The organism is Bacillus sp. ISL-18, assembly GCF_018613415.1.
In the GTDB taxonomy this organism is placed as follows: Bacteria; Bacillota; Bacilli; order Bacillales; family Cytobacillaceae; genus Neobacillus.
Genome location: NZ_JAGGQG010000012.1, coordinates 195,205 through 220,840 on the forward strand (window position 1 = coordinate 195,205; position 25,636 = coordinate 220,840).

The window sequence follows — 25,636 nt, forward strand, 5'->3', positions numbered from 1 at the left end:
GTTAAGAAAATGGGATTTGGATTTATTTGGATTATCATCGGGGTTGTAGTATTGATCCTGCTCGCATTAATCGGTGTTTTTATTACAAAGTATAAAACAGCGGGACCAGACGAAGCCTTAATCGTAACAGGTAGCTTTCTTGGGAACAGAAATGTCCACGTGGATGAATCGGGGAATCGAATCAAAATTATCCGCGGCGGCGGTAGTTTTATTTTACCTGTCTTCCAGCAGGCAAAACCATTAAGTTTGCTATCTAGTAAACTTGAAGTAACCACTCCAGAGGTGTACACCGAACAGGGTGTACCTGTCATGGCGGATGGAGTGGCGATTATTAAAATCGGCGGCTCGATTAGTGAAATTGCCACCGCTGCTGAGCAGTTCCTGGGAAAACCAAAGGAAGACCGGGAAAATGAAGCGAGAGAAGTGCTTGAGGGACATTTGCGCTCCATCCTCGGTTCGATGACGGTAGAAGAGATTTATAAAAACCGTGATAAATTCTCCCAAGAGGTCCAACGGGTTGCCTCACAGGATTTAGCAAAAATGGGGTTAGTCATTGTATCCTTTACAATTAAAGATGTTCGTGATAAAAACGGTTACCTTGAGTCATTAGGGAAACCACGAATTGCCCAAGTAAAACGGGATGCCGATATTGCAACGGCCGAGGCTGAAAAAGAAACGCGCATTAAAAAAGCAGAAGCAGCTAAGGAAGCGAAACGCAATGAATTAGAGCGAGCTACTGAAATTGCTGAAGCAGAAAAAATCAATCAGCTGAAGATTGCGGAATTCCGCCGAGAGCAGGATATTGCCAAAGCCCGTGCGGACCAAGCCTATGATCTAGAAAGTGCAAGGTCGAAGCAGGATGTAACCGAGCAGGAAATGCAAATCAAGATTATTGAGAGACAAAAGCAAATTGAACTAGAGGAAAAAGAGATCCTTCGCCGTGAACGCCAATATGATTCTGAAGTGAAGAAAAAAGCGGACGCTGATCGTTATTCTGTAGAGCAATCTGCTGCGGCAAATAAAGCCAAGGAAATAGCGGAAGCGGAAGCGAATAAATACCGGATTGAAGCAATGGCAAAGGCTGAGGCAGAACGAATCCGTCTCGATGGTCTGGCAAAAGCGGAAGCACAAAAAGCACAAGGTTCCACAGAAGCCGAAATTATCCGCCTTAAAGGTCTTGCGGAAGCGGAGGCAAAGGAAAAAATCGCTGAAGCCTTCGAACAGTTTGGTCAGGCTGCTATCTTAGATATGATTATCAAGATGCTTCCTGAATATGCAAAACAGGTGGCTGCACCTCTTTCTAACATTGATAAGATTACCGTAGTAGATACAGGCGGCGGTTCTGGATCAAATGGCGGTGCCAATAAAATCACTAGTTATGCGACCAACTTAATGGCTACATTGCAAGAGTCCTTGAAGGCTTCGAGTGGGATTGATGTGAAGGAACTAATTGAAAACTATTCCGGAAAATCGAATGTAAGAAAAAGCATTGAAGATTTAACGGACGAGATTAAACAAAAAGCTGAATAAGACTAATGAACCTGAACCTTATCATAACCTTGATAAGGTTTTTTGCATATGAACCTGTAACTTTTGGAGTGTTTTTTTACGAAGTAGTAGTAGGCTAAATTACTTAAATTTCGAAATTCGAAGTTTAAGTTTTTAACAGAAGGAATAGATAGAAGGGATAAATTAGACTAAAAGGTTTTATTTCCCAGCACTTCACCATGTTTAATTACCTATATTTCTTTTGCTATTTTCCTGTTTTGGTTTTAAATACCTATTTTTATATAGTAAATTATCACTATATTCATATTATTTACAATATTTATACTAGTCTGATAAAATGATAGAGCACTGTTCTTCTAGTGGAACATTGCACTATATAAAATGGGGGGAATAAACAGGTGAAGAAAAAAAATACCTTAAAGGTCTTATCCAGTCTTGCGGCTAGTACCATGGTAGCTACGACCATGTTCGCAGGCGCATTTGCTGGAAGCACGGTTGCACCTAAACCGGCAGCGGCGGCAACAACCATCTCATCGGCTCCAATCGACTTGAATGTGGTTGATATCGATCGTCTTGGTAAAGCGCTCCAAAAAAGAGGACTAGTTGCGAAAAATGCAACACCTGAGGAAATTACAAAAGCAGCGAAGGCCTACATACAGAAAAAACAAGGCCAAAAACCAGGTAAAGCAGACAAAGCCCAAACAAAGGGACAGCAGGAAATAGACAAAAAGGCAAAAGATTTCCTTACAAAACAAAAGGACAAGCTGACAAAGCAGCTTAACAAAGGCCACGAAAACTTTAAAAAGGGCAAGCCAACTGGGGCAGTAAAAGTAGATTCTGCCAAGCAGGCTGCTTATAACGGCGATGTTCGAAAAGATGAAGTACTCGTTCTTTTAGTTGAGTATGCTGACTTTAAGCACAATCAAGTCGAACAAGAACCTGGGTATATGTATGCAAAAGACTTCAGTAAAGAGCATTATCAAAAAATGTTATTTGGTGATCAAGATTTTACCCTTTTCAATGGTGACAAAATAAAAACATTTAAACAATATTATGAAGAGCAATCTGGCGGCAGCTATACTGTGGACGGAACCGTTTCGGACTGGCTAACGGTACCGGGAAATGCGGCTGATTACGGCAGCGATGACCCAGAAGGTGGAAACGATAATAAGCCGGGTACAAAGGGACCACGTGGATTCATCAAGGATTCCTTAGATGCTGCGGTTGCATCTGGGATAAATTTAGCGAATTATGATAAATTAGATATCTATGACCTTGATGGCGACGGGAATATTAACGAGCCAGACGGCTTGGTTGACCACTTGATGGTTATTCATGCTGGTGTTGGTCAAGAAGCAGGCGGCGGAGCTCTTGGTGATGATGCAATCTGGTCACATCGCTGGACATTGGATGGTGTTCATCCAGTTGCCAACACAACAGCTTCGGTTGATTACTGGGGCGGAAAAATGGCAGCCTACGACTATACCGTGGAGCCAGAAGATGGTGCAGTTGGTGTATTCGCCCACGAATATGGTCATGATTTAGGTGCTCCAGATGAGTATGATACACAATATACTGGTAATGGTGACTCAGTTGCCCAATGGTCGATCATGAGCGGTGGCAGCTGGAGCGGTCATATTGCTGGTACACAGCCCCCAAGTTTTTCACCACAAGTGAAAGAATTCTATCAAAAAACAATTGGCGGAAACTGGGCTAATATTACAGAAGTAAACTATCAGGATATTGATAAAAACGGTTTAGCTACAGTAATCGATCAAAGTGTAACTAAATCTAAGAATCCAGGTATTGTGAAGGTAAACCTTCCTGCTAAAAAGGTTCCTGGAATTCCAGTAGGATTTGGTGCGAAATATTACTACAGTACTAAAGGCGATAACCTTAATACAGTACTTGAGACTCCTGTCTTTGACTTAACAAATGTTGCATCTGCAAAATTTGATTATAAGCAATATTATAAAGTTGAAGCTGGCTATGACTACCTAAATGTTAATGCGGTGACTGAAGATGGCAAAAGCGTTAAACTTGATACAATTGGCGATCAAAACACCGCTGGCGGTTTTGAAACATCTCAGGGTAATTGGGAAGACAAGACCCTTGACTTGACACCAGTCCTTGGCAAAAAAGTAAAACTAGTATTCAATTATGTAACAGACGGCGGGCTTGCTCCAGATGGATTTGCAATCGACAACCTACAATTAACGGTTGATGGACAAGTTGCATTCTCAGACGATGCTGAAGGAACACCAAAAGTAACGTTAAAAGGCTTTGAAGTTTCTGACGGCTGGATTCAAAAACCACATTACTACTACCTAGAGTGGAGAAACTATGCTGGTTCCGATACAGCTCTTCAATACTCTCGTGACGCAAAATATAATACTGGTTTAGTAGTTTGGTATGGTGACGATACATTCACAGATAACTGGGGCGGCGTTCACCCTGGCGAAGGCTTCCTAAGTGTAGTGGACTCTCATCCAGAAGCGCTTATTTTTAACCTAAAGGGTCAAGACTCAATCAGCCAGACAACTCGCTACCAAGTTGCAGACGCTGCGTTCTCATTAGACCCATCACCTGCATGGAGTGTTAATTCTCCAACTCGTGGAATCTATGATTACAAAGGTCTTCCAGGTGTAACAGAATTTGACTCAACAAAATCTTATATCAATAATGTGATTCCTGATGCCGGCGTTAAAGTACCATCACAATATCCAATTAAGGTACAAGTCATCGGCGAAGCAAAAGACAACACTGCTGGAGCGGTTTGGATTCACAAATAAGAAAGAGAAGAGACATCGGGAATTTCCCGATGTCTCTTTTCCTTATAAAATTATCTTAAAAGTCGTTCCAACACTTTGGCTGCTTACTGCCTCAATTGTTCCTCCGTGTGCCTCCACTAGCTGCTTAACAATGGAAAGCCCAAGACCAGAACCACCCAATGCACGGGTTCTTGATTTATCAACCCGGTAAAAGCGTTCAAATATCCTCGGTAAATCTTCTTTGGGAATCCCTTTCCCTTCATCTTGAACCTGGATATGAGTTTTCCCTTCAACTTGCCATACGGAAACGATTATTTTGGTACCGGGTTCAGAATATTTCCTGGCATTATCGAGGAGGTTTAGAATGACCTGTTCAAACCGGATCGGATCAATATGTGCATAAAGATGTTCAGAACAATTAAGCTCAATTCTCATCTCATTCTCCTTTAGAGCAGGTGCTACTTTCTCGATGATGGATTGAAAATAGGGGGACAAATGAACCTCTTCTTTTTCAATCGAAAATGTGTTTTCATCCATTTTTGCTAGATTAAATAATTCCTTAACTAGCTTAGCTAGTTTAACCGACTCTTCATGAATAATCTCTAAATAGTGATCCTTATCTTCTTTAGTCGTATTACTCCGGCGGGCAATATCGGCATAACCTTTAATGTACGTCAGCGGAGTTCTCAATTCATGAGAGATACTGGCTAGAAATTCATTCCGCTCATTTTTTAAAATTTCTAAGTCATTCGCTAACACCTTAATTGCTTCACCAAGGTCGCCGATTTCATCCTTCCCAAGTTTCGGAAGCGAGACGGAGAGGTCGCCTTTACTAATTCGTTTCGTTGCCTCACTCATCTGAATAAGCGGGTGTGTTACATATCTGGTTAAGAAGATAATAATCATCATCGTAAATAGAAGCGTAAGCAGACTGGCAAGAAGAAAATGCTTATTTAATTCAGAAATTAAATCCCTAATCTTCTGTGTAGTTTGAAACATAAAGACATAACCGGCAATTTTCTTGTCGACCATCACGGGACTAACAGCGGCAATGGTAGCTGCTGTTTTCCAATCTTCTACTAAGATTAATCCATCATGGGGAACATGTTTAGGAATAGACTTCATCGTTTTTTTCATTTCATCTGTCACTTTATTAGATGACATATAGATAGAGCCATCTGGCTTCGTTAAGACGACTTGTGTATCGGTCCGCGCTTCCATCATGGCAATGTGCCTGACCGTATCTTCGTGAAACGACGCCTCTAGAACATCGCGGTGATTATTCCCCCTTGTCTGAAGTGCAGATAATTCTTCATGTACACGAGAGTGGATGATATTATTGTGTAAAAAAAACATCGAAATTCCTTCTAACAGACAAATAGCTAGAAAGAAAAGCAGACTAATTTTAAGTGATATTTTATTCATGTCAGCACCTCACTCCATAAGAATACTACATGTCAGGCCGTGAGATAGCATTCCTTTGTTGCAATTTTATAAAAAAAGTGGGTGTCCCGTTTAACTGGGACACCCTTTATAGTAGAGAGGTTAATTTTGGGATGAGTAAGATGGCTAAAAAACCAGTGTACTCAATTGATAAAGAGCCGATCACCATAACTTTGGGGAGTTCAAGGTGTCAACACTCTTCACATGATTTATCTTAGCGAGAAAAATTGAAGATGTTATGAAGAAGTTGTGGTGAATTTGTGAAGTTACAAAAATCACAGATCAGAGATGATATAGTAAGGGTATGGGGAGTGATGATTCATGAAGATTCTATTAGTGGACGATGAACGCAGAATAGTAGAAGTCCTTGAAGCTTATTTAGAGAGAGAAGGCTATGAGATTCATAGTGCTGATAATGGGATAGATGCTTTGAAAAAAGCGAAAACAATCGAACCTGATTTAATGATTCTTGACCTCATGCTGCCTGATATATCTGGTGAAGAGGTTTGCCGGCTCGTGCGAAAAGAGTCGGATGTCCCGATCCTTATGCTGACAGCGAAATCGGCGGAGGATGACCGCATTAACGGGATTGTGATGGGAGCGGACGACTATTTAACCAAACCTTTTAGTCCAAGGGAAGTGGTTGTTCGTGTTCAAGCCATTCTCAGACGCGTCAAAAAGGCAGACAAGGTCGAACGCCTTGAATTTAACGGCAAAAAACTTTCAATCGACTTAGTCAAAAAAGAGGTAACAGTAAATGGGGAGTATGTAACGTTAACCCCGATTGAATATAAATTATTAACCAATATGGCTGTCAATCCTGGCCGTGTCTACAGCCGAATGGATTTGCTTGAAAAAATTCAGGATGAAGGCATGTACTATGATGGCTATGAACGGAGTGTGGATACCCATATTAAAAATCTCCGTAAAAAAATAGAGTGGGATTCACGGCAGCCGGATTTTATCGTGACGGTTTTTGGGATGGGCTATAAATTTGGAGGGGTACTAGATGCTGCAAACGCTCCGGTCTAAAATACTTTTTTATTTAGTCTTCATCTCGATGATTGGAATTTTAATTGTCAGCTTCTTTATTCAGTACGGCTTTGAGGAGAGCTTTACTAGTTATTTAGACCGTAATCGTGAAAAAAAGATTGATCGAATTATTACGGAAATCGAGAAAGACTATCGAAAAAATGGACACTATACCACGGATCCGGTCTATGGTCTACTGCATGAGAATGCTATGTCTGATCAACTTTATTTTCAATTATATGATCGATTCGGGAAAATGCAGATGGATACATCAAGTATCCGCGGCATGTTAAATAGCTTTGGGTTAACGGAACCCGAGCCTAATGGAGAAAAGTGGCACAGTAAAACCTATACGTTGAAGGTAGACAATGCCATTATCGGCAAGCTCGTCGCCATTTATCCGGTAGGTCCAATTGATGATGAATACACCTTTATTCAAACGATTCAATTGTATATCTTAGCTGCCGTTTGCTTAACCATAGTTTTAGCGATACTCTTTGGAATGATTTTTTCTAAAAAACTAACCGCCGGGCTAAAGAAGCTCTCGTTTGCAGCAGGTGAGCTGCAGCAGCATAATCTTGATATCCGTATCCCTTTATCCGGTCTGCCGACAGAGGTAAAGCAGATCGCGATTTCTTTTAATAAACTTGCTGAATCGCTAGCTAAGGAAGAAATGCTGCGGAAACAATTTACAGGCGACCTTGCCCACGAGCTGCGGACCCCGCTTGCTACGTTAAGAAGTCAAATTGAAGCTTTCCAAGATGGAATTTGGGAGCCAACACCACAGCGTTTGCAGGTTAGTCATGAAGAGCTCATGCGGTTAGTAAGGCTGGTGAATGAGTTAGAGAAACTGCTTGCAGCGGAAAATCCGCAAATAAGACTAGAGAAAATGGAACTGGAGGCAGGCAGCGTATTAGCCGCTTTATGGGAAATGTTTTTGCCCATATTTAAAGAAAAGGGTGTAGGTCTGCAAATTGAAGAACCCTACCAGGAAGAAATGTTTGAAGCAGATAAAGATCGTTTGATGCAAGTTTTGTCCAATGTTCTTAATAATGCTTTAAAGTATACACCGGAAGGGAAAAACGTCACCATTTCGGTTGTGACTGACAAAGAAGGTTACGTGGGCTTTAAAATTCAGGATGAAGGTTCCGGAATGGCTGAAGACGACATCCCCCATATTTTCGAACGTTTCTATCGGGGAGATAAATCCCGTGATAGAAAAACGGGCGGTGTAGGAGTGGGGCTCTCGATTGTAAAGGCCTTAATGGATGCCCATAAAGGCTTAATTAACGTAAAAAGTAAGTTAAATAAAGGAACCAGCATCACCTTATGGTTTCCACAGGAAGAGTAAAGGCCGTTCTTCAATGAACGGCCTTCTTTCTATGATTCTAATAATTCCTTTATATGGTATACCCGGCCGCTTTCGGGTGTGCCGCGCAGCACTAGGTCCACTAAACCATTCGCCACTGCATCCGTTTCCAATAATAGATTCTTTTCTTTAAACTCTTTAAATTTTTCTAGCTCCTTAAAGGCAGCTTCGGAGGAAGAGCGGATCGTTTCCTGCATGCCGGTATCCATGATGCCTGGACTAAAGCCAATAATGGTATTCTGGGTTTTTAATTCTGCCTGTTCGATGGCGGTTGTTTGGGTGAACATGTTTAACCCGGCCTTTGAGCTGCAATAAACACTCCAGCCTTCGATCGAGCGGACAGCGGCACCAGACGTGACATTGATAACGGTTACTTTTGTATTGGTTAACTGTGCCTGGCTTAAAAATAAATTGGTAATCAAAATAGGCGCAATTAAATTTACTTTTATATTTCGAATAATTGGAGTTTGATCTAAATTTCCGACCGTTTGAATGGGTTCAATCACACCGGCATTATTGAAAAGCAGGATCTCAGTTGGGTTCTTTTCAAAAAGACAGTGGGCAATCTCCATAAAGACCTCTTGTATTTCTTTTTCTAATGAGAGATTGCAAGAAATATGTTTATAGTTCATTCCCTTTGAGATGGCAAGATTCTTTAACTCGCTATTCTCTGTCCGGGAAACAGAAACTACCGCAATTTGCTCCTGCAAAAGGTGTTTCGCAATACTTTCCCCTAAGCCCTTAGAAGCCCCGGTTATGATTGCATATTTCATGGAACACTCCCCCTAAAGCTAGTTTCATTATGTATATTATCTATTTTATTCCTCAAAAAAATATTAAGCAAATTTGGAAGAAATATAAAAAAAGCAGCTCCATTCAAGGAACTGCTGCTGCATTTTTAGGCACTAAACCGTTAACCATTTTTCAGGCTTGAACTGGGGATTAATTTACTGCCCGTTAATGCAGGATAGAATTTCTTCCACTCATTTAGGAAGGATTGGGTGGAAGTGTTGGGATGTTCAATGACCAGTGGGGTTGGTCCTGTCTGCTTTTCTTGACCATTGACAATTATTGAAAGCCGATTTGTCAAATACTGAATCTCCATCAAATCATGGCTGACAAACACAGTAGTAGTTCTGGTGTCTTCTAAAATCTGTTTGAAATCTTCCATTAAACGGATCTTTGTTGGAAAATCTAGTGCTGAAAAAGGTTCATCTAGAAAAAGTATTTCCGGCTCCACAATCATGGCGCGAGCAAGATTAACCCTTTGCGCCTCACCGCCTGATAAATAAAGAGCATTTTTTTTTGCTAAATGGCTAATGCCAAACAACTCGAGCCACTCAGCAACTTTTTCTTTGATGATTGGTTTGGATACCTTCCTTAATGTTAGGCCAATAGCAATATTTTGAAAGACGGATCCATCTAAGAGAAGGGATTGCTGTAAGGCAACCGAGAAGCTTCTTCGCCATTCAAGCGGAGGATTGCCAATTGGAACGGGTTGATTCCGATAGAGGAACTCACCGCTTGACTGTTTTTCCAGAAACGAAAGGACCTTCAGTAAGGTGCTTTTTCCAGCACCGTTTGGCCCCATAATACCAAGAAACTCACCATCATAAATCTTGAAGGAAGGAATATCAAGAATCGTCTTCTGCTGGGCTTGATAGGTCATGTTTCTTAGCTCAATTAACGGGTTCATGATATTCGCTTCCTTTGCTGTAAAAATGTTAAGGCAGCCGTTATCAATAGAGCAACGGACAATAAAATAAACGAAAGGGCTAAGGCAATGTCAAAGTTTCCTTTCGATACTTCCATTACGATGGTCGTGGTTAAGATGCGAGTATCGCCTTGAATATTTCCGCCCACCATCATTGCTGCCCCCACCTCGGCAATCACGCGGCCAAAACCCGCCATGACCGCCGCTAAAATGGCCATTTTTAATTGTTTAATCAGAATAAACAATGTCTGCAGTCTTGTGGCCCCAAGTGCCTTAATTTGCAGCAGCATCTTATCACTGATTTGCTGAAAGGCTGTACAGGTAAGGCTTGTGACAATGGGCAGGCTGACTAAGATTTGGGCCATGACAATGGCGGTCGGCGAATAGAGCAAGGAGAAATCACCTAATGGGCCGGAGCGCCATAAAAGCATGGTAATCCAGAGTCCCGCCACAACTGGCGGGAGCCCTAGACCAATATTAATGAAAACTAGTAATAATTTACGGCCTTTGAATCTAGTTAATCCAAGGAGCATACCAAAAGGCAAGCCGATTAGTGTACTAATGAGAATGGAAATGAGGCAGACTTTAAGCGTTAAAGCCGTAATCGCTAACACTTCTTGATCACCAGAAAGGATGATTTCGATTGCCTTTTTGATTCCATCTACTAGTAATTCCATACCGTCGTGCCTCCAGTAATTTCGTATGAAGTTGACAGGAGGCGGACTCGTTTAGAAGAACGCCACTCTATCATTTATTCTGTGTATTTAATAAAAAGTGATCTTCCAAATTCTTTTTTACCAAAGTTCTCAATTACATCTTGTGTTTTTGGAGCTACCATGAAATCTACAAACTTTTTAGCATCTGTACTATTCACTTTATCATGTTTTTCAGGATTTACTTCCATTACATGATAGATATTCATTAAATCTTTACCGCCTTCAACCACAATTTTTAGTGTATCTAGATTTTTGGATTGGGCAAGCCAGGTTGCACGATCCGTTAAGACATAGCCTTTCTTCTCAGCAGCAACTTGTAAGGTTTGGCCCATTCCTTGTCCGGTTGAAACATACCAATCGCCTGCAGGTTTAATATTGGCAGTCGTCCAAATAGCCAGTTCTTTTTTATTTGTACCAGAGTCATCGCCGCGTGAAATGAAAGGTGATTTGGTTTCAGCTAATTTCTTAAACGCCGCGACAATATCATCACCTCTAACGCCTGCTGGGTTTTCCTTTGGACCTACTAAAACAAAATCATTGTACATAACGCGTTTATAGTTAATGGCATCCCCTGCATCAACAACCGCCTTCTCTGCTGCTGGAGCATGAACCAGCAGGGCATCTGCTTCACCCTTTGTACCCATTGCTAATGCTTCGCCAGTACCGACAGCAATTACTTTTACTTTGACATTATTTTCTTTTTCAAACATAGGGATAATGACATCCAATAAGCCGCTGTCCTGTGTGCTGGTTGTGGTCGCAAGAATCATGTTTGTTGGAGCAGGTTTAGCTGCTGCTGGCTTCTGTTCTTTAGCGGCCGAATCTTTTGATGTTGTATTTCCACAAGCTGATAAAACAAGAAGCATGAGTGCAAATAACGCAATTACGAAACGATTTTTCTTCATACAAGTTCCTCCGTTTGACTAGTTTGATAGATGACATTTCCTAACTCTTGAATCGAATAGCCTTCTAAATCTGTCAGGCTATCTTTAAAACTAGCAGATTGTAAATAATGAATTAACGCCAGTAAATCCTCTTTGTTCTCTGTGGTGAAGCGAAAAACAAGATCAAACTTTTCCTGCGTGATCGGGACGAAATCAAGTCCTAGGTGGCTTGCGGCGGATTGGATTCCAAAGGTAACATCCGCAATTCCTCGATTTATGTAGGAAGCCGCAGATAAATGGTTCCATTCTTCCTGTCCATAACCGTTTATTTTAGTTGGATGAATCCCATAGGCAGAAAGCTTGGAATCGAGTAAAAACCTTGTTCCCGCTCCTTTTTGCCGGTTAATAAACTGAACGTCTTTTCTAGTAAGATCCGTAAAATCAAGAATACTCTTAGGATTACCCTTTGCGACAATGAAGCCTTGCTGCCTGGCTGCAAATCGTATGACCGCAATATTTTCATAGACAAACAGCTGATGAATAAATGGCAGATTATATTCTTGTGAAGCTGGATCTAATAAGTGGATTGCCGCAATATCGCATTGACCGCGGTAAAGCATCATTAATCCTTCTAAACTTCCGATGAAAGAAGGCTGGATTTGCAAATTTAAAGCGCTTGCAGCTTGTTTGGCGAAAAGTTCTACGAGAAAATCATGGCTGCCAGAAAGACGGATCGGTGCCGTTGGCATGCTGGTTACGTGTGGTGCATCCATACTTTTTTTAGCAGGCGCTTTCATGCTTTCCTTATAACGCTCGAGTTCGGCATGCTCGATTCTCATTTTATTTCCAATCTTAAAGGCGTGTAATTCACCTCTTTTAATCAACTCATACACTGTATGTTTAGAGATTTGAAAGATTTGCGCTACTTCATCGGGAGTATAGGCCCGTTCGTCCATTTTTCACCCTCCTTTTTCCAGTTCATTTTATAAAAAGAATAGCACAAGATATGTGACTTTTGTTAAGTTTTGTTAAGTTTCGTTAGGTTTTGTTTAGAAATGTCATGATTTGTACAAAAGAAATGTTCATGAGTCACACAATCTTCACAAACGTCACTTATTGTTCAATCGTGAGCATGGGAATTTGTTGTAGTATGTTCATAGAGGGAAAATTTCTAGTTAAGGGAAGGGATGTAAATGTCGAAACTTTTGTATATTACAGCAAACCCTAAAAATGATATAAAACGATCAAAAGGGATGCAAATCGGCGAAGTATTTTTAGAGGAGTTTAAGGCTGCCCAGCCGGATGTGGAAATCGAACGGTGGCACTTATATGATATGGAAATCCCAGATATTGACATGGATCTTTTATACGCACGGGCTAAATTATCCTTTATGGGTTATACAAAAGAGCAATTATCGGAAGCGGAACGGACCAAGCTTGAAAAAATGCATGAACTTGCTGACCGATTTATTGATGCTGATTACTATGTGTTTGTGACACCGATTTGGAATCTTGGCGCCCCTTCGATTTTGAAAAAGTTTATTGATAATTTATTTATCGTTGAAAAAACGTTTACCAATACACCAGATGGTCCTAAGGGACTTTTAACGGGCAGAAAAGCGATTCATATTCAAACCCGCGGCGGTATCTATTCTTCCGGTCCAATGGTAGACTTCGAGTTTGGAGACCGCTACTTACGCAAGGTATTCGAATTCCTTGGTTTAGAGAGCTTGGATACCGTAATTGCAGAGGGAATGGATCATTTTCCAAAACAGATACCGGAAATTATGGCCAAGGCAAAAGAACAAGCAGCCGAAGCAGCACGCGAAATGGCAAAAGAAACGGTTAACATCTAAAAGAAAAATGCGACTCGCTCTGAGCCGCATTTTTCTTTTAAAATTTGCCTGTAAATTGAAAGAATAATACAAGAATCCCTAATGCCCAAACATAAATCGCAAATGGCTTTAAAGAATGATTTTTTAAATAGCTAATCATCCATCTAACGGCAACGTAGCCGAAGAGAGCAGAAGCTATAATCCCCACAAGTAATGCCGATAGGGTGATGGTTTCGCCTTGGCCTTCGAGTAAATCCTTCGTCTGCAGGACAATCGCACCGGCAATCGCTGGTGTTGATAAAAGAAAAGAAAAGTAAGCAGCAGTTTCCCGGTCTAATTTACGCCAAAGTGCGGCAACGATGGTCATCCCCGAACGTGAAATGGCAGGCATAATCGCCACCGCCTGAAAGGTACCAATGATGAAGGCATCTTTATAGCCGATATCATCCATTTTTTTATACCCATTTTTAGCCGAATCGGCAAGCCACAAAAATATTCCCGTCATTAAAAATTCCCAGCCAATCGTCACACCTGTTTTCGAGATTTCATCAATATAATCTTTAAAAGCAAGCCCAAATACAACCGCAGGAATCGTTCCCACGATTAACAAAAAGGTTAATTTGCTAAACGGGTTTTTAAGTATTTTGATAAACTCAGCTTTATAAAAGACAAACACAGCCAATAAGGTCCCGACATGCAGCATGGTATCAAGCAATAGCCCCGCTTCTTGAAGGCCGAATAAATTTCTTCCTAAGTAAAGATGTCCTGTACTGCTGATGGGCAAAAATTCAGTTAAACCTTGAATAATTCCGAGGATTAATGCTTCCAGTTTTGTTAACATACGCTCCCTCTCATTCTAAAGTGATCTAAGCCTGTACACTAATGAATATGCAGGAAAGAACGATTTCATGAAGTCCTCTTCCATTTTAGGAGGTATTAAATAAAAGATTGATAGATGAAATCAAAATAAGTGCAAACCGAACGACTTCTCCCATAAAATAGGATTATACTTGCCTGAGAGGAGAAACGTATTGTGGAAAATTCTCATCTTCATTTTAATACGTCTATTGGGGTCAAAAAGCCAGAAAATATTCGAAACAAAGAACAGGCATGTCCATTTTGTGAAAGAGACCAGTTGACCGGCATCATTGCTGTTGATGGCCCGATCATTCTCTTGAAGAATAAATATCCTGTCCTAGAAAATACGTATCAAACCGTGCTAATTGAAACAGACGATTGCCATGGCGACCTCTCCACCTACTCCAATGAGCATCTCCATCGGTTGATTCGATTTGGCCTTACTGCTTGGTTAGACATGGAGAAATCAGGCCAATACCGATCGGTCATTTTTTTCAAAAATCATGGACCGCTGTCGGGAGGGACCATCGCCCATCCACATATGCAGATTGTCGGTTTGCGTGATATTGATTATCGAGAAAAATCGTCACATGATATGTTTGAGGGGCTACTCATTGCCGAGAACCCTGGTGTCCGGTTTACCTTGTCAACAAAGCCGCGTGTGGGCTTTTATGAATTTAATATTGAAATGGAGGATTCCGGATACAGGGAGGAGTTCGCGGAATATATTCAAAAGGCGGTCCACTATATTCTGAATCATTTTCCTTTTAAAGCGACAAGCTATAATATCTTTTTTCATCATCTGGATGATAAAATTTATGCAAAAGTGGTCTCCCGGTTTGTGACTACCCCGTTATACATTGGGTATGGTATTCCACAAGTCCCGAGTAATTTAGAGTGGATGGCTGAAGAGGTACGAAAGATCTATTTTGAAATCATGTAAATAAAACCAGCAGCCGGTTATAAGTTGAGATTTGTCGTTTTTCAAAATATAATGGAGGAATGGACAAGTTTTTTGTAAGGTGGTACCAATATGACTTCAAATCGCAATACAACTTCAAAACTTGATTACAGCCTTGTTTTTATATTAATCTTGCTTTTTCTAGCGAGCTGTTTAGCGATCTACAGTGCCCAGGCAAGCGGACAGTATAAGGAGAACTTTTTAATCAAGCAAATCGTCTGGTATGTAGTTGGGGGCGGTATTATTACCATGGTAATGACCCTTGATTCAGACCAATTGAAAAAATTAACGTGGTACGCTTACGGGTTGGGCATCTTCTTGCTAGCTTTTTTAATTGTTGCACCAGCAAGTATTGCTCCTGTCATTAATGGAGCAAAAAACTGGTTTGTGCTCCCAGGGGTAGGCTCGATCCAGCCTTCTGAGTTTGTTAAAATTTTTATGATCCTTGGTCTTGCACGTGTGGTTGATCAACATCATTTGAAAAATCCAGTTAAAACACTGCAAACTGATTTTTGGCTGTTAATTAAAATGGGTATCGTCACGATGGTTCCGTTGGGGATGATCATTAAACAAGACTTAGGGACCTCGCTTGTTTTCTTGGCTATTTTAATTGGCATGATTTTCATTTCTGGAATCTCATGGAAAATTTTAGTGCCGATCTTTGCGTTCGGTATTGTCTTAATTGGTACGATATTTTATTTTGTTCTTTGGAACCCGGATGTTTTGGAAAAGTATCTGGGGGTTGGTGAATATCAGCTTCGCCGGATCTACTCTTGGCTTGATCCGTATAGTTATGAGGGGACGGATGCTTACCAGCTGACGAAGTCCTTGCTTGCCATCGGCTCCGGTCAAACAGGCGGTAAAGGCTTTGGCAACCGTGAAGTCTATTTACCTGAAAGTCAAACGGACTTTATTTTTAGTGTCGTGGGTGAGGAATATGGCTTTATCGGTTCAAGTGTGCTAATCAGCTTATTTTTCCTGCTTATTTACCATATTACGAAGGTTGGTATGGAAACAAAGAACAATTTTTATACGTATATTTGTGTTGGTGTCATCAGTATGATCACCTTCCACGTGTTCCAGAACATCGGCATGACCATTGGCGTTCTGCCAATTACCGGTATCCCGCTGCCTTTTATCAGCTACGGGGGAAGTGCCTTGATGGGGAACATGATGGGATTGGGATTAATTTTCTCGATTCGTTATCATTATAAAAAGTATATGTTTTCTACTTCGGCATAAAAAGAGCGACATGGTTCGCTCTTTTTTTTGTGCTTTGTCTAAATTGATGGCAAGGAATCAACGAGTCACTTCTCAAGTCAAAGTACAGTTCGCGGAATTTTTTCGGAAGTTCGCGGAAAAAACATAAAAAGATACGGAATTAATCCTGAAGTACACGGAAAAAATCCAAAAATCCACGGAAATATCGCCCAGACCCGCGGAATTAACGAATCAAATCTCAAGTCAAAATACAGTTCCCGGAATTAATTCGAAGGTTCGCGGAAAAAACATAAAAAGATACGGAATTAATCCCGAAGTCCACCGAAAAAATCCAAAAATCCACGGAAATATCCAACAGACCCGCGGAATCAACGAATCACCTCTCAAGTCAAAATACAGTTCGCGGAATTATTTCGCAAATCCACGGAAAAAACTTAAAATGATACGGAATTAATCCAGAAGTTCACGGAAAAAATCCAAAAATCCACGGAAATATCGTCCAAGTCCGCAGAATTAACCCCAAAACCCTGCCCACTAACAAATATGGTAAAATGATATAAACAGTTACAAGCAACAAAAAGCGGTACTAAACCTGCACCGTACGCAAATAGCATGGATGGAAGGTGTCAAAAATGGAGAAAGAATTTACAGCTCAGTTTGAAGCATTACTCGAAAAATACAGTGAGCTCCTCGTTGGCGAAAGCAAGGAAGAGACAAAAGAAAAAGTGAAGATTTGGGCTTTATATTCACATATTGCCAAATCCATGCCAGCCCTAGCAAAGCACTGGAATGAACTTTACCCCGATGCCAAAGAAGAAATAAAACAAATCAGTCTAGAAATAAAACAGCTAAATGAGCAGCATCGAAAAGCAAAGAAATAATAAAAACGGCCATGCAGGTGACATGGCCGTTTTGCTTACATTTGGTCGTCCGATTGATTGCTATCAGTAGGTTTGTAAGTCTGGCTTGATTGAGAATCAGATTGTTTAGCTTGATTATTAATATCTGTCATATCATTCTCTGCACCAAACTCGGTTGCATAATTAGCCTGGCCGTAGTTTTGACTTTGACTGGTCGTATCCGTTTTGGACTCGCCCAATGGAGCAAATAATAGCGGAAGACAAGCAAGTCCACTAAGTCCAACAAGACTATAAATGATTCGAGATAAAGCTGAATCTTGCCCGCCAAAAAGGGCTGCTACTAAATCAAATTGAAAAAACCCAATTAGTCCCCAGTTAATGGCCCCGATAATCACTAAAACTAAAGCAACTCGTGATAAGGTCTTCATGTACCTTCACCTCCCGAATAGAGTATAAAAATATCGTTTTTAGCATTTGTATTAACCCCAATTATCATACAGCCCTAATAAAACTAAATAACTCAGCCTAGCGCTTGTATTGGCTATTTTGGCTGTTTCGTTTATCAATGCTGGCTTCTTCATTTCCTGGTCCGGCATTGCCCTTCACACTTGCCGCGCTTACACCAGCTTTGGAAGGGTTCTTTTTCATTTTTGCCATCATTATCACCTCATGAATAGGATGCCCAGCCTCATAAAAATATGTAGTGAAAAATGTGTTTAAAAAAAATTAAAAATATCGGGTTTATTGATTGCACAAATTTTCGAAATATTTTATATTAAATAGTAGCAGGACTCATTCATCAATGAATTTTTTTTGCTATAAAAATGAATGAGTATTCATTCAAAGTTGAAGGGGGAGACAATGTTGAACCAATTGATTAAAAAAGCAGCTGTCCTTGGATCAGGAGTAATGGGATCTGGAATCGCAGCTCACTTAGCAAATATCGGAATCCCAACACTATTATTGGATATCGTGCCCAAGGAATTAACAAAGGAAGAGGAAGCCAAAGGGCTTACCATTGCAGATAAACCCGTTCGCAATCGAATTAGTGCACAAAATATCCAAAAATTATTAAAACAAAAGCCTGCACCACTCACCTCTAAAAAGAATCTCGCCCTGATTGAAGCAGGTAACCTCGAAGATGATTTAGTGAAACTGAAGGATGTTGACTGGGTCATTGAGGTAGTCGTCGAAAACCTTAATGTAAAGAAACAGGTTTTTGAAAGAGTCGATCAATACCGCAAACCTGGCAGCATTGTCAGCTCAAATACCTCTGGAATATCAGTCGAAGCGATGGTGGAAGGACGCTCCGAAGATTTTAAAAAGCACTTCTTAGGAACACACTTCTTTAACCCGCCGCGTTATTTAAAATTACTTGAAGTCATCCCAACTCAATATACGTCGCCAGAAGTACTATCATTCATGAAAACGTTTGGTGAGGATGTATTAGGGAAAGGCGTTGTAATTGCTAAGGATACCCCAAACTTTATTGCCAACCGGATTGGTACATATGGGCTCCTTGTTACCGTTAGAGAAATGGTAAAAGCTGGATTAAGTGTCGGCGAAGTAGATTCCATCACTGGACCATTAATCGGCCGGGCAAAAAGTGCCACTTTCCGGACACTGGATGTCGTCGGACTAGATACTTTTTATCATGTAGCCGGCAATGTCTATGAACAAGTAGAAGGCAAAGAGAAAGAAGTTTTTGAAATTCCTGCCTTTCTTAAGACAATGGTCGAAAAAGGCTGGCTCGGCAGCAAGTCGGGTCAAGGGTTCTTTTTGAAAAAAGGTAAAGAAATACTGGAGTTAGATCCTGCTACATTAGAATATGGGCCTCGTAAAAAATTAACAACCCCAGCGGTTGAGTTGGCTAAGCAGGAAAAAGGCACAGCTAATAAATTGAAAGCGCTTGTATATGCAAATGACAAGGCTGGTCAATTTTTATGGAAAACCTTCACTGAATCGTTTATATACTCTGCTCAATTATTAGGTGTGATTGCGGATGATATCGTGGCAATTGACCGGGCGATGAAATGGGGCTTTGGCTGGGACATGGGGCCATTTGAAGCCTGGGATGCGATCGGTGTGGAAAAATCTGCGCAAAAGCTGAAAGAAGCAGGCGTTGAAGTACCTGTTTGGGTAACCAACATGCTTGAAAAAGGGCATACCTCCTTCTACTTAGAAGAGAATGGCGAGCAGTTCTATTATGATAACGGTCAATATCGACTAGTGGAAACAAATCCAAAGGCGATTGACCTCAAGAAAATTAAGAAACAAAAGGGTGTTATTAAAAAGAACAGCGGTGCAAGTTTGATTGATATCGGTGATGGCGTTGCCTTACTCGAATTCCATTCACCTAACAATGCGATTGGTCTCGATATTGTTCAAATGATCAATTTTGCAGTCGATGAAGTCGAGAAAAATTATAAGGGATTGGTGATCGGCAACCAGGGGAAAAACTTCTGCGTTGGGGCTAACCTCGCGATGATGTTAATGGAAGTGCAGGATGACAATATTTATGAGTTAGATATGATCGTCCGTCATCTTCATAGCGCTTTGTTAAAAGTGAAATATAGCTCGAAGCCGGTCGTAGCCGCTCCATTTGGCATGACACTTGGCGGAGGCGCTGAGGTTTGTCTGCCTGCAGCCCATATTCAAGCATCATCGGAAACGTACATGGGTCTTGTGGAGGTAGGAGTCGGTCTTCTTCCAGGCGGAGGCGGAAACAAAGAACTTTACATGAAGCACTTAGAGAACCTGCCAAACGGAGTTCCATTTGATTTGCAAAATATCGCCAATAAAGTGTTCGAAACCATTGCCACCGCAAAAGTATCAACATCTGCTGCAGAAGCACGCGAAAATAATTTCTTGAGTTCGTCTGATGGCATTAGTTTTAACAGTGATCATCTCATTTATGATGCCAAACAGGCTGTACTTGCTTTACATGAACAAGGATATAAACCAAGAGTACGCCGGAAAGTCCCAGTCGTGGGCGAAACAGGCTATGCCACCTTATTGCTCGGGGCGGAAGCAATGCGTTTATCCGGTTATATTTCGGAGCATGATTTAAAAATTGCCAAGAAGATCGCGTATGTAATTGCGGGCGGCCGCGTACCGTTTGGAACAGAAGTCGATGAGCAATACCTTTTAGATTTAGAGAGAGAGGCTTTCTTAAGTCTGATTGCCGAGCCGAAATCACAGCAGCGCATGCAGCACATGCTCGTGAAAGGGAAACCGTTAAGAAACTAATACTAGATTAAGAGAAAGTGAGGGAGATTCGATGAGAGAAGCAGTGATTGTTGCCGGGGCACGGACCCCTGTTGGTAAGGCAAAGAAAGGAACGCTTGCTAACGTTCGTCCTGATGACTTAGGAGCATTGGTCGTAAAAGAAACACTAAAGCGTGCCGGAAATTATGAAGGGAATATCGATGATTTAATCATTGGCTGTGCGATGCCCGAAGCGGAACAAGGAAACAATATGGCCCGCAATATCGGGGCATTGGCAGGTCTTCCCTATACAGTCCCTGCGATTACTGTTAATCGTTTCTGTTCATCCGGATTGCAGGCGATTGCCTATGCCGCACAAGGAATCATGCTTGGGCATACCGATACAGCGATTGCCGGCGGTGCCGAATCGATGAGCATGATTCCCATGATGGGGCATGTCGTCAGACCGAATATTAAACTTGCGGAAACAGCACCGCAATATTATATGGGAATGGGTCATACAGCCGAGCAGGTTGCCCAAAAGTACGGTATTTCCCGTGAAGACCAAGACGCATTTGCGGTCAGAAGCCATCAGCGTGCCGCGAAAGCCATTGCAGAAGGAAAATTCGTTGATGAAATTGTCCCTGTCGATGTAACCATTCGTACGGTTGGAAATGACAATAAACTTGTTGAAAAAACAGTTCAATTCTCCATGGACGAAGGAGTTCGCCCGGATACCAATTTAGAGACACTTGCCAAGCTTCGTCCAGCTTTTTCCGTAACGGGTTCTGTAACAGCAGGTAATGCCTCGCAAACAAGTGACGGGGCTGCCGCACTTATGGTCATGGATCGTGAGAAAGCAGAAGCACTAGGATTAAAGCCGCTGGCAAAATTCCGTTCGTTTGCCGTGGGCGGCGTCCCGCCTGAAATTATGGGTGTCGGACCTGTTGTCGCGATTCCAAAAGCAGTTAAACTCGCTGGCCTAGAGTTATCAGATATTAACTTATTTGAATTAAATGAGGCATTTGCATCCCAATCCTTGCAAGTCATCCGGGAGCTTGGTCTAAATGAAGAGATTGTCAACGTTAACGGGGGTGCCATTGCCCTAGGACACCCGCTTGGCTGTACGGGAGCAAAATTAACTCTCTCTTTAATTCACGAGTTAAAACGGCGCAATGAACAATTTGGTGTTGTGACGATGTGTATTGGCGGCGGAATGGGTGCAGCCGGAGTATTTGAACTATTGTAGTAAAAGAATAGGAGGAATTTTAATGACGGAAACAAAAAAAGTTGTCAAAGGCGGAAGCTTTTTAATTGAGGATCTTTCCTATCAAGATATATTTACACCAGAAGATTTTAATGAAGAGCATTTAATGATTGCTCAGACTGCTGCGGACTTTGTAGAAAAAGAAGTGGTCCCGCAGATTGAGCATTTAGAAAACCATGAATTTGACCGCACTGTAAAACTGTTAAAGAAAATGGGCGAGCTTGGTCTATTAGCTGTTGACGTGCCCGAAGAGTTTGAAGGTTTAGGCTTAGATAAAGTCACTTCGTCACTGATTACTGAAAAAATGGCGGGTGCAGGCGGATTCTCCCTTTCATATGGAGCACATGTCGGCATTGGTTCCCTGCCAATTGTGTTATTCGGAAATGATGAGCAGAAGACAAAATATTTACCAGCCCTTGCATCTGGCGAAAAGATTGCTGCCTATGCCTTAACAGAACCGGGCTCAGGATCAGATGCCTTAGGTGCGAGAACAACAGCAAAACTAAATGCTGCTGGAACTCATTATATTTTAAATGGTGAAAAGCAGTGGATCACAAATGCCGGTTTTGCGGATGTATTTGTCGTATATGCAAAAATCGATGGCGAACACTTTACTGCATTCATTGTAGAAAGGGACTTTTCGGGAGTATCAACCGGTGCCGAAGAAAAGAAAATGGGCATCAAGAGCTCCTCTACTCGCACCTTGATTTTAGAGGATGTAGCGGTTCCTGTTGAAAATCTATTAGGTGAGTTTGGAAAAGGCCATGTCATTGCCTTTAACATCTTAAACATTGGTCGTTACAAATTGGCGGTCGGTGGTGTTGGCGGTTCAAAGAAAGCCTTTGATATGACGGTTAAATATGCGAATGGCCGCAAACAGTTTAAAACAGCGATATCTCAATTTAACTTAACAAAAGAGAAGTTCGGCACGATGGCATCGAAAATATATGCTGCTGAAAGTTCAGTCTATCGTACAATTGGTTTATATGAAGAAAACCAAGGAAAGCTTTCCACTGAGGATGCGAAAGATCTTAAAAAGGTGGCAAATGCGATCGCAGAATATGCGATTGAATGCTCGGTAAACAAATTCTTTGCGAGTGAAGTTTTATCCTATGTAGTCGATGAAGGGGTACAAATCCATGGCGGCTATGGCTTCATGCAGGAATACCCGATTGAAAGAGCCTATCGTGATGCCCGGATTAACCGGATATTTGAAGGAACCAATGAGATTAACCGCCTGCTTGTACCTGGAACACTAGTGAAAAAAGCAATAAAAGGCGAGCTGCCGCTATTCCAAAAGGCTTTAGCGCTGCAAGAGGAATTAATGATGTTAATGCCAGAAGAGCCGGGTGATGAGCCGTTAGCACAGGAAAAATACCTTGTAAGAAATGCCAAAAAGATTGCCTTATTATCATCTGGTTTAGCAGCCCAAAAATTTGGTAAGGCATTAGAAAGGGAGCAAGAAATCTTAGCCAATATTGCAGATATCGTTTCGAATGTCTACGCGATGGAATCCGTTGTGCTCCGTACAGAAAAAGCGATTGCTAATGGCGGCTTAGACAAGAATCAGCAAAAACTTCTCTATACCCAAATTTTCTGTCAAGAAGCCTTTAATGAAATCGAAGCAACTGCGAAAGAATCGCTCGTAGCGATTGAACAAGGCGATACACTTCGAATGATGTTAACTTCGCTTCGTAAGTTTACACGCCACCAGCCAATCAACGTAATTGCCAAAAAACGGGCAGCTGCAGACGTAGTGATTGAAGCAGAACGTTATACAGTTTAACTATTCAGGAGCCCCTTCATTTTGATGGGGCTCTATTATATTTTTGAAGTGGGAAGGAAAAAATACAAAATGTGTCGAATTTTTCCTATAAGGAGTGCGGTCCATTAGGATTTTAGAAGGCCATATGATAAACTTTTTATGAATGAAACGGATAGGGTGGTGAAACGATTGGCTTTAACCTTTTACTGGTATCCCAAATGCGGCACCTGTCGAAACGCAAAGAAATGGCTGGATGCCCATCATCTTTCCTATGAAGAAGTACATATTGTTGAGCAAGCCCCATCACGCGAGCAGCTGCAGGAATTTTATCAGAAAAGCGGCTTGGAATTAAAGAAATTTTTTAATACAAGCGGTTTAAAATATCGTGAATTAGGGATTAAAGATAAAATGAAGACGGCAACAGAGGCTGAACTGCTTGATTTGCTGGCATCAGATGGGATGTTAATCAAAAGGCCAATTCTGACGGACGGCGAGCGTGTTACCGTTGGTTTTAAGGAAGAAGAGTTTGCAAAAACTTGGCTTTAAGAAGAGTTAATCGATGTTTATTAAGAAACTGGAGGGATTTTTAAAATGAGTTTACCAAAAGAATTGCGTTATTCTGAAGAGCATGAATGGGTAAAGGTTGAAGGAGAGAAAGTCCGCGTTGGGATTACTGACTTTGCGCAGCATGAACTAGGCGATATCGTTTTCGTTGAACTTCCAGAGGTTGGTGCAGATGTATCAGCTGACGAACCTTTCGGCAGTGTAGAATCTGTTAAGACGGTTTCCGAGCTGTATGCACCTGTTAGTGGTAAAGTCGTTGAAATCAATGAGGAATTGAGTGACAACCCTGAATTTGTCAATGAATCCCCATATGAAAAAGCATGGATGATTGTGATTGAGCCTTCAGATGTAAGTGAAGTAGACAATTTAATGTCTGCTGAGCAATATGCAGAAATGATTAAAGAAGACTAATTTTCTAAAGCACCTATTTATGGGTGCTTTTTCTCTTAAATTTCCACTCTTTTTCTTATCCAGCCGGGACAGACTAAACCTAATCCATATCGAAAAGGGTGGAAGAAATGACATTAAAACAGCAAAAGATTGATGTAACTGACCGAGTGGTTGGAAAATTAAAGAATGGTGAACTAGAACTGTTTCTTGAAAATACAGCAATAGGAAAAATAAAGCTTTCTGATCAGATGCAAGTCGAATTGGATCATCACTTTGAGGCTGAACAGCAAAAAATTTATCAGCATGTCACCGTAACTGAACAGCCGAATGCTAAGTATACCGACTGTGATGATGGTGGATGGTGTTAACATAACTTCAAGCAAATACCTATTTCTTGGCGGACAATCATGTTATAGTTAACTTACTAACAAGATGGTACACGAAATCAGTATTTTAGAATATGTTAACATAAACAACTTTATATTACAGGTGATGGGATATGAATGATTCGTGTGTTGACAAAGTTCTTATTGTCGAAGGAAAATCCGATAAAAATAAGGTGAAGAATATTGTGAAGGAACCTGTGGAGATTATCTGCACAAATGGAACAATCAGTCATTCTAAACTTGAGGAATTGATTGAGTTTCTAGAGGATAAGGATGTCTATATCCTCGTTGATGCAGATGATTCGGGTGAGAAGCTTCGCAAACGATTTAAGCGTGAATTTCCCCATGCGGAGCATTTGTATATTGACCGGATGTATCGGGAGGTAGCAACGGCGCCTGAACACCACCTGGCAATGGTCCTATTAGGGGCTAATATTGATGTCCATGCTGAGTTTTTAGAAATGAGTTAATGTGTGATGAATGAATGGAATCAAACTGAATTGGCTGATTTCCTCGACCATGAGGGAATCGGTCTGTTATATTTTTATACTCCTCTATGCGGCACTTGTCAGGTAGCGTCTCGAATGCTTCAAATCGTCGGGGAACTTGTAGATGTGACAATGGGAAAAATGAATTTGAATTTTTATCCGGATTTGGCTAAGAATTTTGCAATTGAGAGTGTACCCTGCCTGTTGATTATTTGTAATGGCGAGGTTCAGGAAGCTGTATATGCGTTTCATTCTGTCCCTTATTTACTTGAAAAAATTAAATCTTATCTTGAGTGAGCAGATGCGGGGTGTTGCATCTGCTTTTTGTATGGGTTGGGGTTCCAAAGAAGGATGAACTTTAATGAATAAAAGTGGTTCATACCCCCCGAAGAAGAA

The 25,636-nt window shown here is 41.2% G+C and carries 25 protein-coding genes; 16 read left to right on the top strand and 9 right to left on the bottom strand.

All coding sequences use genetic code 11. The annotated features are described in order from the left end of the window. Window positions 1–9 precede the first annotated feature (9 nt). Together J7E81_RS19600 and J7E81_RS19605 are read left to right on the top strand one after the other, a co-directional pair. On the top strand, window positions 10–1,530 hold the full coding sequence (locus J7E81_RS19600) for a flotillin lipid rafts scaffold protein FloT (protein ID WP_215045129.1): 1,521 nt from the start codon (window positions 10–12) through the stop codon (window positions 1,528–1,530). 428 nt (window positions 1,531–1,958) lie between these two features. Beyond that, window positions 1,959–4,301: an immune inhibitor A domain-containing protein gene (locus tag J7E81_RS19605; RefSeq protein WP_251028762.1), complete on the top strand. Its 2,343-nt coding sequence runs from the start codon at window positions 1,959–1,961 to the stop codon at window positions 4,299–4,301. 42 nt (window positions 4,302–4,343) lie between these two features. Here J7E81_RS19605 and J7E81_RS19610 read toward each other — a convergent pair whose 3' ends face one another. Then, on the bottom strand, window positions 4,344–5,705 hold the full coding sequence (locus J7E81_RS19610; RefSeq protein ID WP_215045131.1) for a HAMP domain-containing sensor histidine kinase: 1,362 nt from the start codon (window positions 5,703–5,705) through the stop codon (window positions 4,344–4,346). Between the two features lie 339 nt (window positions 5,706–6,044). Here J7E81_RS19610 and J7E81_RS19615 point away from each other — a divergent pair, with 339 nt between their 5' ends. Together J7E81_RS19615 and J7E81_RS19620 are read left to right on the top strand one after the other, a co-directional pair. Continuing rightward, on the top strand, window positions 6,045–6,755 hold the full coding sequence (locus J7E81_RS19615; protein WP_215045132.1) for a response regulator transcription factor: 711 nt from the start codon (window positions 6,045–6,047) through the stop codon (window positions 6,753–6,755). After that, window positions 6,733–8,106, top strand: a complete 1,374-nt coding sequence (locus J7E81_RS19620) for a HAMP domain-containing sensor histidine kinase (protein WP_215045133.1) — start codon at window positions 6,733–6,735, stop codon at window positions 8,104–8,106. Before J7E81_RS19615 ends, J7E81_RS19620 begins: the two co-directional genes overlap by 23 nt. Before the next feature lie 29 nt (window positions 8,107–8,135). Here the strand turns inward: J7E81_RS19620 and J7E81_RS19625 are convergent, their stop codons facing one another. From J7E81_RS19625 to J7E81_RS19645, 5 genes are all read right to left on the bottom strand, one after another. Continuing rightward, a complete protein-coding gene (locus J7E81_RS19625) occupies window positions 8,136–8,897 on the bottom strand; it encodes a (S)-benzoin forming benzil reductase (RefSeq protein ID WP_215045134.1) in 762 nt (253 codons plus the stop codon). 140 nt (window positions 8,898–9,037) lie between these two features. After that, window positions 9,038–9,820: an ATP-binding cassette domain-containing protein gene (locus J7E81_RS19630; protein WP_215045135.1), complete on the bottom strand. Its 783-nt coding sequence runs from the start codon at window positions 9,818–9,820 to the stop codon at window positions 9,038–9,040. Further along, window positions 9,817–10,515 (bottom strand): ABC transporter permease, encoded by a 699-nt coding sequence (locus tag J7E81_RS19635; RefSeq protein ID WP_215045136.1) that lies wholly within the window; start codon window positions 10,513–10,515, stop codon window positions 9,817–9,819. Before J7E81_RS19635 ends, J7E81_RS19630 begins: the two co-directional genes overlap by 4 nt. A 74-nt stretch (window positions 10,516–10,589) precedes the next feature. Then, window positions 10,590–11,459: an ABC transporter substrate-binding protein gene (locus J7E81_RS19640; RefSeq protein ID WP_215045137.1), complete on the bottom strand. Its 870-nt coding sequence runs from the start codon at window positions 11,457–11,459 to the stop codon at window positions 10,590–10,592. Then, on the bottom strand, window positions 11,456–12,394 hold the full coding sequence (locus tag J7E81_RS19645; protein WP_215045138.1) for a substrate-binding domain-containing protein: 939 nt from the start codon (window positions 12,392–12,394) through the stop codon (window positions 11,456–11,458). The genes J7E81_RS19640 and J7E81_RS19645 overlap by 4 nt, the downstream gene beginning before the upstream one ends. A gap of 237 nt (window positions 12,395–12,631) precedes the next feature. Here J7E81_RS19645 and J7E81_RS19650 point away from each other — a divergent pair, with 237 nt between their 5' ends. Then, window positions 12,632–13,294, top strand: a complete 663-nt coding sequence (locus J7E81_RS19650; RefSeq protein WP_215045139.1) for an FMN-dependent NADH-azoreductase — start codon at window positions 12,632–12,634, stop codon at window positions 13,292–13,294. Between the two features lie 37 nt (window positions 13,295–13,331). Here the strand turns inward: J7E81_RS19650 and J7E81_RS19655 are convergent, their stop codons facing one another. Beyond that, complete coding sequence (locus tag J7E81_RS19655; protein WP_215045140.1) at window positions 13,332–14,114, bottom strand: undecaprenyl-diphosphate phosphatase; 783 nt, start codon at window positions 14,112–14,114, stop codon at window positions 13,332–13,334. Between the two features lie 192 nt (window positions 14,115–14,306). Here J7E81_RS19655 and J7E81_RS19660 point away from each other — a divergent pair, with 192 nt between their 5' ends. The 3 genes from J7E81_RS19660 to J7E81_RS19670 all read left to right on the top strand — a co-directional run bounded on the left by J7E81_RS19660 (window position 14,307) and on the right by J7E81_RS19670 (window position 17,194). Continuing rightward, complete coding sequence (locus J7E81_RS19660; protein WP_215045141.1) at window positions 14,307–15,074, top strand: DUF4931 domain-containing protein; 768 nt, start codon at window positions 14,307–14,309, stop codon at window positions 15,072–15,074. 90 nt (window positions 15,075–15,164) lie between these two features. Next, window positions 15,165–16,334 (top strand): FtsW/RodA/SpoVE family cell cycle protein, encoded by a 1,170-nt coding sequence (locus tag J7E81_RS19665; protein WP_215045142.1) that lies wholly within the window; start codon window positions 15,165–15,167, stop codon window positions 16,332–16,334. Window positions 16,335–16,945: 611 nt separating this feature from the next. Then, complete coding sequence (locus J7E81_RS19670; protein ID WP_215045143.1) at window positions 16,946–17,194, top strand: DUF2573 family protein; 249 nt, start codon at window positions 16,946–16,948, stop codon at window positions 17,192–17,194. 35 nt (window positions 17,195–17,229) lie between these two features. Here J7E81_RS19670 and J7E81_RS19675 read toward each other — a convergent pair whose 3' ends face one another. Together J7E81_RS19675 and J7E81_RS19680 are read right to left on the bottom strand one after the other, a co-directional pair. Further along, the gene (locus J7E81_RS19675; protein ID WP_215045144.1) at window positions 17,230–17,601 is read right to left on the bottom strand and encodes a DUF378 domain-containing protein; all 372 of its coding nucleotides are present in this window, start codon (window positions 17,599–17,601) and stop codon (window positions 17,230–17,232) included. Window positions 17,602–17,698: 97 nt separating this feature from the next. Further along, on the bottom strand, window positions 17,699–17,830 hold the full coding sequence (locus J7E81_RS19680) for a YuzL family protein (RefSeq protein ID WP_215045145.1): 132 nt from the start codon (window positions 17,828–17,830) through the stop codon (window positions 17,699–17,701). Between the two features lie 204 nt (window positions 17,831–18,034). On the opposite strand from J7E81_RS19680, the gene J7E81_RS19685 reads away from it, so the two are divergent. The 8 genes from J7E81_RS19685 (at window position 18,035) to J7E81_RS19720 (ending at window position 25,537) form a co-directional block, all read left to right on the top strand. Then, a complete protein-coding gene (locus J7E81_RS19685) occupies window positions 18,035–20,422 on the top strand; it encodes a 3-hydroxyacyl-CoA dehydrogenase/enoyl-CoA hydratase family protein (RefSeq protein WP_215045146.1) in 2,388 nt (795 codons plus the stop codon). A 31-nt stretch (window positions 20,423–20,453) separates the two neighbouring features. Continuing rightward, window positions 20,454–21,629, top strand: a complete 1,176-nt coding sequence (locus J7E81_RS19690) for an acetyl-CoA C-acetyltransferase (protein ID WP_215045147.1) — start codon at window positions 20,454–20,456, stop codon at window positions 21,627–21,629. Window positions 21,630–21,651: 22 nt separating this feature from the next. Continuing rightward, window positions 21,652–23,433 carry an acyl-CoA dehydrogenase family protein gene (locus J7E81_RS19695; protein ID WP_215045148.1) on the top strand — a complete coding sequence of 594 codons (1,782 nt, stop codon included), beginning with the start codon at window positions 21,652–21,654 and terminating at the stop codon, window positions 23,431–23,433. 168 nt (window positions 23,434–23,601) lie between these two features. Next, a complete protein-coding gene (locus tag J7E81_RS19700; RefSeq protein ID WP_215045149.1) occupies window positions 23,602–23,958 on the top strand; it encodes an arsenate reductase family protein in 357 nt (118 codons plus the stop codon). 45 nt (window positions 23,959–24,003) lie between these two features. Beyond that, window positions 24,004–24,387, top strand: coding sequence for a glycine cleavage system protein GcvH (gene gcvH, locus J7E81_RS19705; RefSeq protein WP_215045150.1), 384 nt, complete (start codon window positions 24,004–24,006; stop codon window positions 24,385–24,387). Window positions 24,388–24,494: 107 nt separating this feature from the next. Beyond that, window positions 24,495–24,734: a YusG family protein gene (locus tag J7E81_RS19710; protein ID WP_215045151.1), complete on the top strand. Its 240-nt coding sequence runs from the start codon at window positions 24,495–24,497 to the stop codon at window positions 24,732–24,734. A gap of 131 nt (window positions 24,735–24,865) precedes the next feature. Beyond that, window positions 24,866–25,222, top strand: a complete 357-nt coding sequence (locus J7E81_RS19715; RefSeq protein WP_215045152.1) for a toprim domain-containing protein — start codon at window positions 24,866–24,868, stop codon at window positions 25,220–25,222. A gap of 6 nt (window positions 25,223–25,228) precedes the next feature. Next, window positions 25,229–25,537 carry a thioredoxin family protein gene (locus J7E81_RS19720; protein WP_215045153.1) on the top strand — a complete coding sequence of 103 codons (309 nt, stop codon included), beginning with the start codon at window positions 25,229–25,231 and terminating at the stop codon, window positions 25,535–25,537. Window positions 25,538–25,636 lie beyond the last annotated feature (99 nt).

Coding starts and splice junctions, on each gene's coding strand:
- J7E81_RS19680 (WP_215045145.1), bottom strand. CDS start 17,830: ATGGCAAAAATGAAAAAGAACCCTTCCAAAGCTGGTGTAAGCGCGGCA.
- J7E81_RS19600 (WP_215045129.1), top strand. CDS start 10: ATGGGATTTGGATTTATTTGGATTATCATCGGGGTTGTAGTATTGATC.
- J7E81_RS19610 (WP_215045131.1), bottom strand. CDS start 5,705: ATGAATAAAATATCACTTAAAATTAGTCTGCTTTTCTTTCTAGCTATT.
- J7E81_RS19630 (WP_215045135.1), bottom strand. CDS start 9,820: ATGAACCCGTTAATTGAGCTAAGAAACATGACCTATCAAGCCCAGCAG.
- J7E81_RS19655 (WP_215045140.1), bottom strand. CDS start 14,114: ATGTTAACAAAACTGGAAGCATTAATCCTCGGAATTATTCAAGGTTTA.
- J7E81_RS19625 (WP_215045134.1), bottom strand. CDS start 8,897: ATGAAATATGCAATCATAACCGGGGCTTCTAAGGGCTTAGGGGAAAGT.
- J7E81_RS19720 (WP_215045153.1), top strand. CDS start 25,229: ATGAATGAATGGAATCAAACTGAATTGGCTGATTTCCTCGACCATGAG.
- J7E81_RS19620 (WP_215045133.1), top strand. CDS start 6,733: ATGCTGCAAACGCTCCGGTCTAAAATACTTTTTTATTTAGTCTTCATC.
- J7E81_RS19650 (WP_215045139.1), top strand. CDS start 12,632: ATGTCGAAACTTTTGTATATTACAGCAAACCCTAAAAATGATATAAAA.
- J7E81_RS19605 (WP_251028762.1), top strand. CDS start 1,959: ATGGTAGCTACGACCATGTTCGCAGGCGCATTTGCTGGAAGCACGGTT.
- gcvH (WP_215045150.1), top strand. CDS start 24,004: ATGAGTTTACCAAAAGAATTGCGTTATTCTGAAGAGCATGAATGGGTA.
- J7E81_RS19665 (WP_215045142.1), top strand. CDS start 15,165: ATGACTTCAAATCGCAATACAACTTCAAAACTTGATTACAGCCTTGTT.
- J7E81_RS19710 (WP_215045151.1), top strand. CDS start 24,495: ATGACATTAAAACAGCAAAAGATTGATGTAACTGACCGAGTGGTTGGA.
- J7E81_RS19715 (WP_215045152.1), top strand. CDS start 24,866: ATGAATGATTCGTGTGTTGACAAAGTTCTTATTGTCGAAGGAAAATCC.
- J7E81_RS19685 (WP_215045146.1), top strand. CDS start 18,035: ATGTTGAACCAATTGATTAAAAAAGCAGCTGTCCTTGGATCAGGAGTA.
- J7E81_RS19675 (WP_215045144.1), bottom strand. CDS start 17,601: ATGAAGACCTTATCACGAGTTGCTTTAGTTTTAGTGATTATCGGGGCC.
- J7E81_RS19615 (WP_215045132.1), top strand. CDS start 6,045: ATGAAGATTCTATTAGTGGACGATGAACGCAGAATAGTAGAAGTCCTT.
- J7E81_RS19690 (WP_215045147.1), top strand. CDS start 20,454: ATGAGAGAAGCAGTGATTGTTGCCGGGGCACGGACCCCTGTTGGTAAG.
- J7E81_RS19635 (WP_215045136.1), bottom strand. CDS start 10,515: ATGGAATTACTAGTAGATGGAATCAAAAAGGCAATCGAAATCATCCTT.
- J7E81_RS19695 (WP_215045148.1), top strand. CDS start 21,652: ATGACGGAAACAAAAAAAGTTGTCAAAGGCGGAAGCTTTTTAATTGAG.
- J7E81_RS19645 (WP_215045138.1), bottom strand. CDS start 12,394: ATGGACGAACGGGCCTATACTCCCGATGAAGTAGCGCAAATCTTTCAA.
- J7E81_RS19640 (WP_215045137.1), bottom strand. CDS start 11,459: ATGAAGAAAAATCGTTTCGTAATTGCGTTATTTGCACTCATGCTTCTT.
- J7E81_RS19670 (WP_215045143.1), top strand. CDS start 16,946: ATGGAGAAAGAATTTACAGCTCAGTTTGAAGCATTACTCGAAAAATAC.